Origin of the sequence: Acinetobacter piscicola (assembly GCF_015218165.1) — a bacterium.
Lineage (GTDB): Bacteria > Pseudomonadota > Gammaproteobacteria > Pseudomonadales > Moraxellaceae > Acinetobacter > Acinetobacter piscicola_A.
In genome coordinates this window covers 1,221,343-1,235,775 of the sequence record NZ_CP048659.1, presented here as the reverse complement: position 1 = coordinate 1,235,775, position 14,433 = coordinate 1,221,343, and the positions used below count along the sequence as shown (strand labels likewise).

At 37.7% G+C, this 14,433-nt stretch carries 12 protein-coding genes, 2 tRNA genes and 1 pseudogene; 11 read left to right on the top strand and 4 right to left on the bottom strand.

Features of this window, described 5'->3' with window-relative positions; all coding sequences use genetic code 11:
• Positions 1-72 precede the first annotated feature (72 nt).
• The 4 genes from G0028_RS05940 (at position 73) to G0028_RS05925 (ending at position 1,621) form a co-directional block, all read left to right on the top strand.
• Positions 73-148: transfer RNA gene (locus G0028_RS05940), tRNA-Asn, on the top strand.
• Positions 149-153: 5 nt separating this feature from the next.
• Positions 154-229 (top strand) — tRNA-Asn (locus G0028_RS05935).
• 182 nt (positions 230-411) lie between these two features.
• Positions 412-987, top strand: a complete 576-nt coding sequence (locus G0028_RS05930) for a hypothetical protein (protein ID WP_174493013.1) — start codon at positions 412-414, stop codon at positions 985-987.
• A 325-nt stretch (positions 988-1,312) separates the two neighbouring features.
• The gene (locus G0028_RS05925; RefSeq protein ID WP_194088752.1) at positions 1,313-1,621 is read left to right on the top strand and encodes a hypothetical protein; all 309 of its coding nucleotides are present in this window, start codon (positions 1,313-1,315) and stop codon (positions 1,619-1,621) included.
• A gap of 91 nt (positions 1,622-1,712) precedes the next feature.
• Here G0028_RS05925 and mnmG read toward each other — a convergent pair whose 3' ends face one another.
• Positions 1,713-3,593 carry a tRNA uridine-5-carboxymethylaminomethyl(34) synthesis enzyme MnmG gene (mnmG, locus tag G0028_RS05920; RefSeq protein WP_180044850.1) on the bottom strand — a complete coding sequence of 627 codons (1,881 nt, stop codon included), beginning with the start codon at positions 3,591-3,593 and terminating at the stop codon, positions 1,713-1,715.
• A 252-nt stretch (positions 3,594-3,845) separates the two neighbouring features.
• Between mnmG and G0028_RS21335 the strand changes: the two are divergent.
• From G0028_RS21335 to purD, 7 genes and pseudogenes are all read left to right on the top strand, one after another.
• A pseudogene (locus G0028_RS21335) lies at positions 3,846-4,079 on the top strand (hypothetical protein); the annotation flags it as partial.
• Between the two features lie 419 nt (positions 4,080-4,498).
• Positions 4,499-5,392 (top strand): bile acid:sodium symporter family protein, encoded by an 894-nt coding sequence (locus tag G0028_RS05910; protein ID WP_180044851.1) that lies wholly within the window; start codon positions 4,499-4,501, stop codon positions 5,390-5,392.
• Positions 5,393-5,506: 114 nt separating this feature from the next.
• Positions 5,507-6,409, top strand: coding sequence for a 50S ribosomal protein L11 methyltransferase (gene prmA / locus G0028_RS05905; RefSeq protein WP_180044852.1), 903 nt, complete (start codon positions 5,507-5,509; stop codon positions 6,407-6,409).
• A gap of 20 nt (positions 6,410-6,429) precedes the next feature.
• Positions 6,430-7,305 carry a DUF3426 domain-containing protein gene (locus tag G0028_RS05900; RefSeq protein ID WP_180044853.1) on the top strand — a complete coding sequence of 292 codons (876 nt, stop codon included), beginning with the start codon at positions 6,430-6,432 and terminating at the stop codon, positions 7,303-7,305.
• Between the two features lie 374 nt (positions 7,306-7,679).
• Complete coding sequence (gene fis / locus G0028_RS05895) at positions 7,680-7,949, top strand: DNA-binding transcriptional regulator Fis (protein WP_001086304.1); 270 nt, start codon at positions 7,680-7,682, stop codon at positions 7,947-7,949.
• Positions 7,950-8,044: 95 nt separating this feature from the next.
• Positions 8,045-9,619, top strand: a complete 1,575-nt coding sequence (gene purH, locus G0028_RS05890) for a bifunctional phosphoribosylaminoimidazolecarboxamide formyltransferase/IMP cyclohydrolase (RefSeq protein WP_130072847.1) — start codon at positions 8,045-8,047, stop codon at positions 9,617-9,619.
• Positions 9,620-9,748: 129 nt separating this feature from the next.
• Positions 9,749-11,032 carry a phosphoribosylamine--glycine ligase gene (purD, locus tag G0028_RS05885; RefSeq protein WP_180044854.1) on the top strand — a complete coding sequence of 428 codons (1,284 nt, stop codon included), beginning with the start codon at positions 9,749-9,751 and terminating at the stop codon, positions 11,030-11,032.
• Between the two features lie 358 nt (positions 11,033-11,390).
• On the opposite strand, the gene G0028_RS05880 is transcribed toward purD, so the two are convergent.
• From G0028_RS05880 to G0028_RS05870, 3 genes are read right to left on the bottom strand one after another with little or no spacing between them, the layout of a single operon-like run.
• On the bottom strand, positions 11,391-12,314 hold the full coding sequence (locus tag G0028_RS05880; protein ID WP_180044855.1) for a hypothetical protein: 924 nt from the start codon (positions 12,312-12,314) through the stop codon (positions 11,391-11,393).
• Positions 12,315-12,331: 17 nt separating this feature from the next.
• Positions 12,332-13,447 carry a toxic anion resistance protein gene (locus G0028_RS05875; protein WP_180044856.1) on the bottom strand — a complete coding sequence of 372 codons (1,116 nt, stop codon included), beginning with the start codon at positions 13,445-13,447 and terminating at the stop codon, positions 12,332-12,334.
• Positions 13,448-13,456: 9 nt separating this feature from the next.
• Positions 13,457-14,239, bottom strand: coding sequence for a tellurium resistance protein (locus tag G0028_RS05870; RefSeq protein ID WP_180044857.1), 783 nt, complete (start codon positions 14,237-14,239; stop codon positions 13,457-13,459).
• Positions 14,240-14,433 lie beyond the last annotated feature (194 nt).

Here is a 14,433-nt window from a genome sequence, read left to right as displayed (position 1 = left end):
AAGCAAACGATTCATTTCTGTGTATTCTCTTGTTGACGAGTTGCTATTTCATCCCTAAAATGCGCATCAGATTCTCCAATAGCTCAGTCGGTAGAGCGACGGACTGTTAATCCGCAGGTCCCTGGTTCGAGCCCAGGTTGGAGAGCCATCTATTCTTCCATAGCTCAGTCGGTAGAGCGACGGACTGTTAATCCGCAGGTCCCTGGTTCGAGCCCAGGTGGAAGAGCCAAGATTTTAAAAAGCCCATGCATTGCGACATGGGCTTTTTTATTTTACGATTCAGACTCAATACAATATTTTATTCAATCAAATATGTCTGAAAATTCTCATATTTTTTATTTTAAGCAAAATAAACGCCATAAATTTACACTTCCCATCCTGCTTTTAATTTTTATCCTTGCAACATTGATAATGATGGTTAATGCAATTGCACATCACAGTATTATTTATACAGCACTTGCACTATTTTTTGGCTATCTTATTTATCTGTGTAGTTTTGCAACCTATCGCTTATTTAAAATTGGGCATCCACATTTAAAAATTACAGCAGAGGGTCTGTTTCACGAGGGTATTTGGAAAAAATCGGAATATGTGAAATTTATTGATATTGAAACTTCAGATTTAAAAATACATTCCGTTTATGGCAATACGATGTGTGACTTACAATTAAATGCTTGGAATGTTCAAAAACAGCAAAAAACGGGCTATGGTGATTATAAAGAAGTTTTACGTATTCGTATTTTCCCAGAATGTTATCACTTCATCGATCTTGATTTTGCCACATGGATTACTTTATTCAAACGCATGAATATCCAACAACGTAATGAACTCATTCAACAATGGAATTTAGGGATCAAGCCTGAACTCACTCAATATTTCACTGAAAAAGAGCGGCAATATTATTTAGAAAATAATGTGATTTTAATTGGTAACAACATTCGTTTGGCATTTCAACATGATGCAGAACAACGGCAAAATAAGATTTAAATCTTGATTAAAATCTTATTTTATAAAAGCTGAGTCAAAAATAATCATGATGTCTACATCCCCTACATTAAAATTCAGTTCTCGCCTAAGTCTTATCATTTTCAGTTTTATTATCACTTATGTTTTTGCCTGTCTATTTTATTTTTTAAATCTTGAATTTCAGTTACATCACCCCCTACTCGCATTTGGCTGTGCATTCATCAGTCTTTTATTCATTCTCATCTCACTCTATTATTTTGTATTTCTCATCCGCTTTGGAAAGCCTTTTTTAAGAATTTCTAAGCAACGACTTGAAATTCAAACATTATTTAAGTCTTTCAATATTGTGCTTGAAGATATTGAACAAACCAATATCAGTGTAGAAAATCTTAATTTCTTCCAAGCAACGGTCATCTTGCACCTTGATCAGAAATCAACACATCAACATCATGTAATTCCGCTATTCTTTTTACCCAAACACCTCCATTTTGAAATCATCACGTTATTATCTTTAATCTATTATCTTCCTGAGTCTAAAAGAGAGATATTTATTCAATCTTATCAAAAAGATATCAATATTGATTTCAAAGAGTATTTAAACATTGAACAAACTTTTGAATTAGATCTATTGGGCTATTTACTGATTTCAAAATAGCCCCATGATGCAATACTGGATAAAAATTAAGTTTAGCAACTGTAAGTATAAAAAAACCCGCATCTAGCGGGTTTTTCTTTCAGCTGAAAAATTATGCAGACTTTTTCGCCGCATTATTTTTACGAATCGTAATCATCACCAACTGAACTGCCGCAGGTGTTACACCTGGAATACGACTTGCTTGAGCTAAAGTTTCAGGACGTACATCTTTCAACTTCAAGGTAATTTCACGAGAAAGACCAGAAACTACATCATAATCAAAATCAGCAGGAATACGCGTATCTTCTAAACGCTTCATTTGCGCAACATCTTCTTGCTGACGGTTGATATAACCGGCATATTTCACCGCAATTTCAATTTGCTCACCGACAAATGCAGTCACTTCTGAACCCGTGATTTCAGCAATTTGTGAGAAATTGATATTTGGACGTTTGAGTAAATCAATCGCATTGGTTTCTTTAGACAGATCATCCCCTGTCAAATCAACGAATTTTTTACCCAAAGGATTGTTTGGCGCAGCCCAAAGATGCTGTAAACGACCCGTTTCTTTTTCTACAGCTTCCATTTTTTCACAATAGTTTGCCCAACGCGCATCATCCACCAAGCCCATTTCACGGCCAATTGGAGTTAAACGCTGATCGGCATTGTCTTCACGCAACATCAGACGATATTCGGCACGTGAGGTAAACATACGGTACGGTTCTTTGGTACCCAAGGTAATCAAGTCATCCACAAGCACACCCATATACGCTTCATCACGTTTCGGTGTCCATTGTTCCTGATCCCATGCACGACGCGCAGCATTTAAACCTGCCAATAGACCTTGCGCACCTGCTTCTTCATAACCTGTAGTCCCGTTAATTTGACCTGCGAAATACAAGTTATTAATGGCTTTGGTTTCTAAAGAGAATTTCAACGCTTGTGGATTGAAATAATCATATTCAATCGCATAACCCGGACGAAGAATGTGTGCATTTTCCATACCACGAATCGAACGAACCAATTCAAACTGAACATCGAAAGGAAGTGATGTAGAAATACCATTTGGATATAATTCGTGTGTATCCAAACCTTCAGGCTCTAAGAACACTTGATGCGAGTTTTTATCTGCAAATTTATTGATTTTATCTTCAATGGATGGGCAATAACGAGGCCCAACACCTTCAATCACACCTGTATACATTGGTGAACGATCTAGACCACCACGAATAATGTCATGCGTACGTTCATTGGTATGGGTAATATAGCAATTGACTTGCTCAGGATGCATCGATACATCCCCCATGAATGACATGGTTGGCGATGGGAAATCGCCTGGTTGTGGTGTCATCACAGAAAAATCAACTGAACGTGCATCAATACGTGGTGGTGTACCTGTCTTTAGACGACCTACAGGTAGCTTTAATTCTCGTAAACGAGCCGCCAATGAAATTGAAGGAGGATCACCCGCACGACCACCTGAAGCATTATTTAACCCCACGTGAATCACACCACCTAAGAATGTGCCTGTGGTCAACACAACCGTTTTCGCATCAAAGCGAATTCCCATTTGTGTCACTACACCTTTTACTGTATCGCCTTCAACAATTAAATCATCCGCTGCTTGTTGGAAAATGTCCAAATTTGCTTGGTTTTCTAAAGTATGACGAATTGCAGCTTTATAACGGATACGGTCAGCTTGCGCACGTGTCGCACGTACTGCTGCACCTTTACGTGAATTTAAAATACGGAATTGAATACCGCCTTTATCGGCAGCCAATGCCATTGCACCACCCAAGGCATCAATTTCACGTACAAGGTGAGATTTACCAATACCACCAATGGCTGGGTTACAGCTCATCTGTCCTAAAGTCTCAATGTTATGAGTAAGGAGTAAAGTCTGTCGACCCATACGTGCCGCAGCAAGTGCTGCTTCCGTACCTGCGTGACCGCCGCCGATAACAATGACATCGTAAACTTTAGGATAATGCATAGTGATAATTGAGAGAAAATAAAATGACGTAAAATTATAGCAAATTTTTAACTTTAGTATGAGGATGATTTACAATTTTTATTTTCCTTCGTGGTTTCATACTATTAACACACCGTCACATTCTGTAGCAGTTCACTCTCATAAATCAAATATAACTTGCTTAAAAAATTTCCTAGTATGAATAACGAACGTAGAGATCAGGGTTATTTTTCCCTCATTATTATTTGATTGAATAAATAAAGGATGCATGTCATGAAAAATACAATCTCAAAGGTACTTTCTCTTTCACTTATGTGTTTTGTAGGTACAAGCTTTGCCCATGCAGCAGATGAAAACTCAAGCAAAGCGGAAGTTAACAAGCAAATTCAAGTTTGTAAAAATAAAAAGCAAGGAGATTGGGTTGTTTATGCCAATAAAGGTGTAACTTATAACGGTAGTTGTGAACCCAATGAAAATGGTAAATTGCAATTTACTTTCCCTGCACCAGCAGGTGGTGCAACAGCAGCTGTTCAAGCTCAACCTACAACAATTGAAAATACACCAGCTGTAGCTGTAGAAAGTACATCTGCGGTTCAATCAGAAGCTCCTGCTACTGATGCAACGCAACAAGCAAGTCCTGAAGCAGTAACACCAGCTACTGATGCAACACAACAAGCCAATCCCGAAGCTGCTGTAGATGCACCTGATGTAGCACAATAATGCCTTTAAATGAATAAGCTTTATTATTTTCAGCTTGAAAATATAACTCAAAAGGCGATCAATTTTTATTGATCGCCTTTTGCTTTAATCAAAATGTCCAATACGATCAAATAATTCTTAATTTATTCTAAATTTCTATTCCACTTTTCCATAAATCGTTTAGGCTAAAACTTAGCACGATTTAAAACAACAAAAAGGAAAAGTATATGGATTCAGGGATTATCACCATGATGCTACCTCTTGCTCTTGCCATTATTATGATTGGCTTAGGGCTTGAGCTTACTCTAAAAGATTTTGCACGAGTCACTCAACATCCGAAAGCTGTGGTCATCGCTTTATTTTGTCAACTCGTACTCCTCGTCGGTATTGCTTTTATTCTATGTAAAATCCTCGCTTTACAGCCCTTACTTGCTGTAGGTTTAATGCTGCTTGCTGCTTCACCTGGTGGAAGTACAGCAAACTTATTTAGCTATTTATTTAAAGGTGATATTGCGCTAAATATCACGCTGACCGCGATCAACTCAATAATCGCAGCGCTAACCCTACCTTTCATTGTTAATTTTTCGATTCAATATTTTATGAACGATGCTCAGCAAATCAGCATGCAATTCAGTAAAATAGTGCAAGTTTTTGCCATTATTCTCATTCCTGTTGCTATAGGAATGACCATTCGACGTTATGCACCTCATTTTAGTGAAAAACTAAATAAGCCTTTACGCATTTTTTCAGTTGTATTTTTAGTTTTGATTATTATTGGCGCCATTACCAAAGAGCGTGCGCACATTGTGGAATATATCGCTCAAGTGGGAATTGCAACGATTATTTTTTGTATTTGTAGCCTGTTAATTGGTTATTTTGTCCCACGTTTTTTAGGAATTAGTAGTGCTCAAGCACGTGCCTGCGCCTTTGAAATTGGCATTCATAACAGTACTTTAGCCATGACCATTGCACTGACTGTTATAAATAACACGACCGTTGCGATACCAGCAGCCGTTTATTCTATTTTTATGTATTTTTTCGCAGCTATTTTTGGCATGCTCATTTCACGTTTGGCAGACCATCAATCTGTTTCGACCTCTGCTTCTCTATCAAAGACTTAATATCAGATCCTATGTTTAAAATGGACGTTCAACGTCCATTTTTTAATTTGATACAGCACAAGTGCATGGTTTCCGCTACAATACTGCTTTTAAGAAAAGTATTAGGTCTTTGCCGTGAAGTGGTTACAAATTCATATTACAGTTGAGCAAGCTCGAGTTGATTTTACAGAAACATTATTAAGTTCACTTGGCGCTGTAAGCGTTACCCTTGACGATGCTGAAAACCAAGACTTACTTGAACCACTACCAGGTGAAACACCACTTTGGAATAAAGTGATTGTCACTGGCATTTATGCGCAAGAAGATAATGAAGAAATTGATGTCGCCGCTTTAGAAACCTTTATTCGTACACAACTACCAACAGAACCGATGCGTAGTGAATTCTTAGAAGATCAAGAATGGGAACGCACATGGATGGATGCCTACGAACCCATTCAAATTGCTGAAAAATACTGGATCGTACCCGAATGGATGGAAGCGCCTGAGGCTGATGCAGTTAATATTAAACTTGATCCAGGTTTGGCTTTTGGTACAGGTAACCATGCTTCTACGTTCTTATGCTTACAATGGTTAGGCAAAACTGATGTGAAAGATAAGATCGTCATTGACTATGGTTGTGGTTCAGGCATTTTAGGTGTTGCGGCACTTTTGCTTGGCGCAAAAAAAGTGTATGCAACCGATATTGACCCACAAGCTGTTTTAGCCACACAACAAAATGCTGAGTTAAATGGTGTATTGGAAAATCTGTATGTCGGTTTGCCTGAAGAATTCAATCAAGTATTGGCGGGACAACAAGCAGATGTTTTTGTTGCTAACATTTTAGCAGGTCCACTCATGATGCTTGCGAAAGAATTTTCAACTTTAATTAAACCTGAGGGTGAATTTGCACTTGCAGGTGTCATTGAAGAACAAGTAGAGGATGTTTCTCAAGTATATGCTGAGTTTTTTGATATATTAAACGTTGAAAAACGTGATGAAAATTGGTGCCGTATTTCAGGAAAACGCCATCAAGCATAAATCCATACATTGATAAACTTATGAGTGACAAACAAACCCGCTGCCCCCAGTGCTTAACTTTATATCGAGTCTCTGTGATGCAACTGACTGTTGCAGGCGGTGAGGTTTGTTGTGCGAAATGCTCAACTCAATTTAATGCACTACTTCATTTAAATGAGATCAGCTCTACTGAAAATGACATCACTGCACTTAATTCTGTCACCCAACCTATTTTTAGCCAATTTCCAACAGGCGATGCTGCAACGTTCGAACTTGAGAAAAACAATATTACTGATTTTTTTAATCGTAAAATTCAAAACTCAAATATTGATTTAAGAACTTATCTCAATAGCCTCAAAGTTGTACAAGATGATGGTTTTAATGCCTTTCCATCCTTACATTTGGCGACTCATCATAATCATAAAGCACATGCACAAATTCAAAAAACTCGCTTTTATTACATCATATGGACATTGATCAATATTGCTTTGGTTTCTATTTTAAGTTTTCAAATTTTATGGTTTAACCCCAATCTACTAGACCGCTATCCTATTTTAAATACAATTTTTACTCAGACCTGCTCAGTATTACGCTGTGAAACCATTGATCAACGTTATAAAAAAATTTTAGTCAACAACCTACAAGTTAAAGCTACGCTAAATAATGAAACCGAGTTTTCAGGTCAGTTGATCAATCAATTTTCCAAAAGCTTAGAATTACCCTTAATTAAAGTGTCTCTATATAATAAGGAAGGCAAACTCTTTAAAACATTTATTATATCTTCTGATGAATATCTTGTAGAAAGTTTATCTCGGATTCGACGCATTCCACAAAATAGCCCTTATAGCTTTAATTTTAAGTTACCAATTCAGAAAAAAAAGATTGACAGTTGGAAATTAGAAATAATTCACCCTTAATATTGAAAAAAACTATAAAAAAATTAAAAAAAATGTAGTTTTCTTGCTCACTTTTTCTTAGACAATGGTATCATACGCGCCACGAAAGCTTTGTACCGCAAACTCCTCGCAATTTTTCACAATAAATATAGTCTTGACCATGTGCTTAATCTCTCATTTTGCGCATCAGGGATTGTTTTTGTTTTAAAGTGATCAGTAACAAATATTAATTTATTGTTACGCTTATTTTTCACTCAATTGCATTAGGTTGTGGCAAGCTAATTGTTCTTGTTTTAGAGCCCACCGTTTTAGGATCTAAAACGGAGCTCGATATTTTTTAGACCACATTTATATTACTTTACCCAAGTAGTATCTGAATTTTCGGATTAACTCGCATGAATAGCAAATCTCCTATTTTTACTGCACAATCTGATGTCGCTTTACGTATTCACGTAGATCGCGCAGTTCGCCACTATTTTGCACAATTGCAAGGTGAGCAACCATCTCAAGTGTATGACATGGTGCTAGCAGAAATGGAGAAACCTCTTTTATCTGTTGTTTTAGAATATACGCGTGGGAATCAGACTCGCGCTGCTGAAATTCTCGGACTGAACCGTGGTACTTTACGTAAAAAGTTAAAAGCTCACGGTTTAATGAGTGAATAAATGATAAAATGCTCACGGCTTGCGTGGGCATTTTTTTTACCTACGTTTTGCCTATTTGTTTAAATCTCTAGACTTAAGAACTGTTGACGAAGATCATGACTATTAAACGCGCTTTAATCTCTGTTTCAGATAAAACTGGAATCGTTGAATTTGCCCAAAACCTTGCTGCTCTTGGGGTAGAAATTTTATCTACTGGTGGTACATATAAGTTGCTTAAAGACAACAATGTTGCCGTAGTTGAAGTTTCAGAGCACACTGGTTTTCCAGAAATGATGGACGGTCGTGTTAAAACGCTACATCCGAAAATTCATGGCGGTATTTTGGCTCGCCGTGGTCTAGACGAAGCTGTCATGGCTGAACACAATATCGACGCGATCGATTTAGTTGTGGTTAACCTTTACCCATTTGCGGCAACTGTTGCAAAACCAAACTGTTCACTTGCAGATGCAATTGAAAATATCGACATTGGTGGTCCAACCATGGTTCGTGCTGCTGCGAAAAACCATGCTTCTGTAGGTATTGTGGTGAATGCTGCTGACTATGCAACTGTAATTGCAGAGCTTAAAGCGGATGGTGCATTGTCTCATGCAACACGTTTTGACCTTGCTGTTAAAGCATTTGAACATACTGCACAATACGACGGTATGATTGCATCTTACTTAGGTGCTCGCGTAGGTGTCGAGGCAGGTCAAGCAGATAAATTTGCCCGTACTTTCAATACGCAATTGAACAAAGTTCAAGATTTACGTTACGGTGAAAACCCGCATCAATCTGCTGCTTTTTATGTAGAAGCAACTGCGACTGAAGCATCTGTTTCTACAGCTAAACAGTTACAAGGTAAAGAACTGTCTTATAACAACATTGCAGACACTGACGCAGCACTTGAATGTGTGAAATCATTTGCGAAACCTGCTTGTGTCATTGTAAAACATGCAAACCCTTGTGGTGTTGCTGTTTCTCTTGACGGCATCCAAGCAGCTTATGATCTTGCTTATGCAACTGACCCTGAGTCTGCTTTCGGTGGCATCATTGCATTCAACCGTGAATTAGACGTTGCAACTGCTCAAGCTATTGTTGACCGTCAATTCGTCGAAGTGATCATTGCACCAAGTATTGCTGATGGCGTACTTGAAGTGACTGGCGCGAAGAAAAATGTACGTGTACTTGTATGTGGCGAACTTCCTGCAATTGATGCGCGTCAAGCTCAACTTGACTACAAACGTGTAAATGGTGGTTTATTGGTTCAAGACCAAGACTTAGGCATGATCACTAAAGATGACTTAAAAGTTGTGACGAAACGTGCACCAACTGAACAAGAAATTGATGACATGATCTTCGCTTGGAAAGTTGCGAAATATGTGAAATCGAACGCAATTGTTTATGCGAAGAACCGTCAAACCATTGGTGTGGGCGCAGGTCAAATGAGCCGCGTTAACTCTGCGCGTATTGCTGCGATCAAAGCTGAACATGCTGGCTTAGTGGTTGAAGGTGCAGTCATGGCATCTGATGCATTCTTCCCATTCCGTGATGGTATTGATAACGCTGCGAAAGCAGGGATCAAATGCATTATCCAACCGGGTGGTTCTATGCGTGATGAAGAAACGATTGCTGCTGCTGATGAAGCAGGTATTGCAATGGTCTTCACTGGCATGCGTCATTTCCGCCACTAATTGCTAGACATTACATTGTAATGACAACGTCATTCATTGTTGTAAATACAGATTAATAATCTTGCATAAAGTCCTCTCCTTTTAAGGCTGAGGACTTTATGTCATTTTCGATTCATGGAGTGTGAACCGATGAATATTTTAGTTTTGGGTAATGGCGGTCGTGAACATGCGCTTGCATGGAAAATCGCACAAGATGAAAAAGTTGCAAAAGTTTTTGTTGCACCGGGCAATGCAGGTTCTGCAACTGAAAATAAATGCGAAAATGTTGCCTTAAATATTTTAGATAATGCTGCAATTATCGACTTTGCAAAAAACAATGCAGTTGATTTAATTGTAGTGGGTCCTGAAGCACCGCTTGTCAATGGTGTGGTCGATGCTTGCCGTGAAGCGGGTGTGAAAATTTGGGGTCCAACTCAATTTGCTGCACAGCTTGAAGGTTCTAAAGCATTTGCCAAACATTTCCTTAAACGCCACAACATTCCAACAGCATTCTATGACGTGTTCACAGAAGTAGATGCAGCTAAAGCATTTGTTGAAAAAAATGGTGCGCCAATTGTAATTAAGGCGGATGGTCTTGCTGCGGGTAAAGGCGTGATCGTTGCCATGACCAACAAGGAAGCATTTGATGCGATTGATGACATGCTTGCAGGCAACAAATTTGGTGATGCAGGCTCACGTGTAGTCATCGAAGAATTCCTTGCAGGTGAAGAAGCCTCTTTCATTTGTATGATTGATGGCGACAACATTTTACCAATGGCAACTTCACAAGACCATAAGCGTATTTTTGAAGGCGACCAAGGTCCAAACACGGGTGGTATGGGTGCTTACTCACCTGCGCCTGTTGTAACGGCTGATGTGTTTGAAAAAACCATGAATGAAGTGATGCGTCCTACCGTTGAAGGTATGAAAAAAGACGGTCACGTGTATACAGGTTTCTTATATGCAGGCTTGATGATTGATGAACAAGGTCAACCTAAAGTGATCGAGTTTAACTGTCGTTTTGGTGACCCTGAGACTCAACCCATTATGATGCGTTTAAAATCGTCTTTAGTTGATTTAGTGGAAGCAGGCATTGCGGGTAATTTACCTGCGGAAGCTGAATGGGACGAACGTAAAACCGTTGGTATCGTTTTAGCATCTAAAGGCTATCCTGAAACTTCGAGCAATGGCGATGTGATTTCTGGTTTAGACACCAAAATGACTGATGCCAAAGTATTTCACGCAGGTACGAAAGCACTTGAGAATGGTGACATCGTAACTGCGGGTGGTCGTGTACTTTGCGTGACTGCTTTAGGTCATACCATTGGTGAAGCACAAGCAAAAGCTTTAGAACTTTGTGAAAAAGTGACGTTTGATGGTGTTCAATATCGTAAAGATATTGGTTACCGTGCCATTGCACGTGAAAATGCATAAGTCATTTTCAATGTAAATTAAAAACCCGCTTAGGCGGGTTTTTAATTGATCTAAATGCCATTCGATAACTTTTTTAATACTTTAAACAATAATATAATCAGATAGATCAAAGCAAAAATGATCAATAACGTCATGATACTTATCGTAAAAATATATGCTATTGACCCTACCTCAACAACATGACTGTTTTTTAATCCAAAATAATGATAAATTGCACAATCCCAAATTTTATAAAATACAAAGAAAAACAATGACGCTCAGTATTTGATAATAAATATTATTTTGCATCTATATCGCACAATGCGATTTATTAAAAATCTATGTTCTGTATAAGCTGAGATCTTCTATTATCAAAACACTAGTCCAAATGAATTTGTCGTTGAATCCGGATAACACGTTGCTTAAATCGTTGTGTCAAAGCATATAAAATAATACTCAGCACAAGAAATAAGGTGGAAATTCCCATTAAAACCTTTTGAATCAGTGCTGACCATGACTGTGCATTTTCAATACGAGGCTGTAATTTTTCAGTACTGGCTGTCACTGCTTTTGCATAAACAGCATGTTGCATCGCCCACAGCTGCTCAGGTTTAAAGCCATATTCAAGAAAATGTGGATCGGTGCGTTCAGCCTGAACCAATTGTGTAACATATGCCGTAGCTGTATCTCGATCCTGTGGATTATGCAATAACGCAGCCTGTCCTAATAGATAGGCTTGTACAGGTTTTGCAGTTTCAGAGTGTTGCAAATACTGAAAAATATGACTTTGTTGAATATTACGATCATAATGCACAAGTTCTTCATAAGCGGACTGTTCATTGTCTTGCCAATCATATTGTAAATATGTTAGCCCTGACCACAACACCACAAAAGCAATGATCCAAGCCACAAATTTAAGTACAAAAGACTGAAAACGCACCAAGAAAAAACGAAATTTCTTTAAAAAACCGACAATGAAAAATGCGCCAATAAATGACACAACAACTTTAAGTAACAACCAACCAAACCATGAAAATAAATTCATCAAATAATTTGGATGTTCAACATAGGCCTGTAAATTTTGGTCTACACTCAACGGAATATGCAGTTGAGCAATATTTTGTGTCAAACCTAAAAAATGAAAAACCACATCCTGCTGAATAAACAAGCTTAAACCCGTTGCGATAAACACTACACAGCTCAACACAGTCAATGCAGTCAATTTACCTTGGCGCTGTTTTAAACGGGCTAAGCCTGTGTTTAAATCTGCTGACTGTACAGGATAATCTTCTTTAAGTGACAATATGTTCTCCTAAAAGCTTAAGAAGAATGCGTATTTTCCAAAACCAATTGTTTCAAATTACTTTGCAAGGCACGAATCCGCTCAGAAGCTTCCTCACGTTTTTGCACCCCCTCTTTCTGGATTTGAATCACATCATTTACAGTTTTAATGAGGGTATTTTGCACATGTTCAAGGGTTTCAATATCAATCACTGAACGCTGATTGGCTTTGGCAGTATCTACTGAATTTTGATGTAATAAATCCGCATTGCGCTTTAATAAATCATTGGTTGCATCATCGATGGTATTTGCAAGCTGTACACTATTACGCTGTTCATGTAATGAAATAGCCAAACTAATTTGATTTTTCCACGCAGGTAAAGTGATGTTTTTAATCGCATAAAACTTATCGACCAACATCATATTGTTGGATTGGATAATACGAATCATCGGTAAAGTTTGCATTGCAGACTGCTGTAGAACTTGCAAATCACTCACTCGTTTTTCCAAATTATTGGCTAAATGATTTAAATCATAAATTCGCTGATGCGTCTGTTGATCTTGTTCTTGTGTGGTCAGTGTTGAAATTTCTTGCTGTAACTCTTGTTGTTTGAGTTTACCTGCCGCAACATAAATACCTAATTGTTTATATTCCTCTTGTACCGCAGCAAACATTTTGTCTAAAGTGGTGACCCGCGCTTTTAAACCATTTTGTGATGTTTCAATTTCTTTAACTAAACTTTCAATCTGCTCTTTGGTTGAATTAAAATGCTGATCAAAACTTTGCTTAGCCCCTTTAAATTTACTTAAAATGCCACCAAAAAAGCCTGAACTTTTTGACTGATTTAAAATACTTGAGGTATTTAACTGTTGGGCAACTTGTACGACCTGATTGAGTTTTTGTCCTGTGGCATCGAGGTCTTTATTTTTGACCAAATCTAACAATTCATCCGTATAAGATGAGGTTTTAGTTGCAATATTTTTACCATATTCAGCCACTGCATGATGGTCAATATTAAGCAACTCTTTTTGTGCATTGAGCACTTCATGATAGTCATCAGCATTTAAACCAATCTCTTTAAGGCTGAGCTGCTCAAAACGTTGTTGTGAGTCTACCAAAGATTCAACCAAGACATTTTTATCTAATTCTGTCATCACACACCCCTATTTTTGCTCTAATGATTTTTTCAATGAGTTGATCAATTTCTCTCGGCTTTGGTCGAGCTCTTGTACTGACTCTCTCGACTGTTGCTCTGAGTTTTGTTTTAAATGATATTGCCAAGCAGGAATCAACACTTGTTGTGCTTCTTTAAAACGATCCATCAAACTCAATGATAATTGTTGTGTCAATTGCATTTGCGCCAAAGCAATATCATTACTGGCTTGCAGAGTCTCTAAAGTATGAATTTTTTTTGATAATCGTTCTGCAAAATTATCTAAAGGATGCCTATTTTTGACAAAGGAAGGATATTCACCTAAAAATTCTTGTGCTGCTCGAATATATTTCGCCATTTGTTCACGAAAACCAAGTGCTTGCTGGTAACGTGCTTGTGATTTTTGAATTTCAAGGGCCATTTTTTGATTTAAATAATTGGCTTCCTGAATCAAAACATCTAAATCTCTAAAATATTTCACCTGTCCCGCACTAAACTCTAAGTCTAATCCAAGCCATTTTTGTAAAGCATTAAATTTACGCTGTTTGAGCTTTTTTTGCGAATTTGAGAGTTGTTGAATAATTTGTGCAATGACTTGACTAAGTTTCTGTGTCAACTGTGCATCTACGCCGTTGAGTAACACGGATTGTGCTTGAATTAACTGATCTGCATATAAATTTAAACGACTTTGATTATCTAATAGCGGTACCAAATCATTGCGTTTAATCGACAACAATTCCTCAGGATCAATCTGAATATGCTGTAAAGGTGTCAATGAAATCAATTGGGTCATGGCAAAATCATATAAAAATTATACATCTATGTTATGGCTTGCACAGGCATAAAATACAAGTCTTATGCAAACTTATAATACAATTTTAAAATTTTAAATATAGAAATATGTAAACGTTGAGCGTTAAGCTACTGATTTAAATCATCAACAATAAAAAAAACCAGTGCAAGCACTGGTTTTTCATGAAGTTATTG

What these genes read in the sequence shown, in the direction of transcription:
- G0028_RS05930 (WP_174493013.1), top strand. Translation starts at nt 412, where the DNA reads ATGATGGTTAATGCAATTGCACATCACAGTATTATTTATACAGCACTT.
- mnmG (WP_180044850.1), bottom strand. Translation starts at nt 3,593, where the DNA reads ATGCATTATCCTAAAGTTTACGATGTCATTGTTATCGGCGGCGGTCAC.
- G0028_RS05910 (WP_180044851.1), top strand. Translation starts at nt 4,499, where the DNA reads ATGGATTCAGGGATTATCACCATGATGCTACCTCTTGCTCTTGCCATT.
- G0028_RS05900 (WP_180044853.1), top strand. Translation starts at nt 6,430, where the DNA reads ATGAGTGACAAACAAACCCGCTGCCCCCAGTGCTTAACTTTATATCGA.
- fis (WP_001086304.1), top strand. Translation starts at nt 7,680, where the DNA reads ATGAATAGCAAATCTCCTATTTTTACTGCACAATCTGATGTCGCTTTA.
- purH (WP_130072847.1), top strand. Translation starts at nt 8,045, where the DNA reads ATGACTATTAAACGCGCTTTAATCTCTGTTTCAGATAAAACTGGAATC.
- purD (WP_180044854.1), top strand. Translation starts at nt 9,749, where the DNA reads ATGAATATTTTAGTTTTGGGTAATGGCGGTCGTGAACATGCGCTTGCA.
- G0028_RS05875 (WP_180044856.1), bottom strand. Translation starts at nt 13,447, where the DNA reads ATGACAGAATTAGATAAAAATGTCTTGGTTGAATCTTTGGTAGACTCA.
- G0028_RS05870 (WP_180044857.1), bottom strand. Translation starts at nt 14,239, where the DNA reads ATGACCCAATTGATTTCATTGACACCTTTACAGCATATTCAGATTGAT.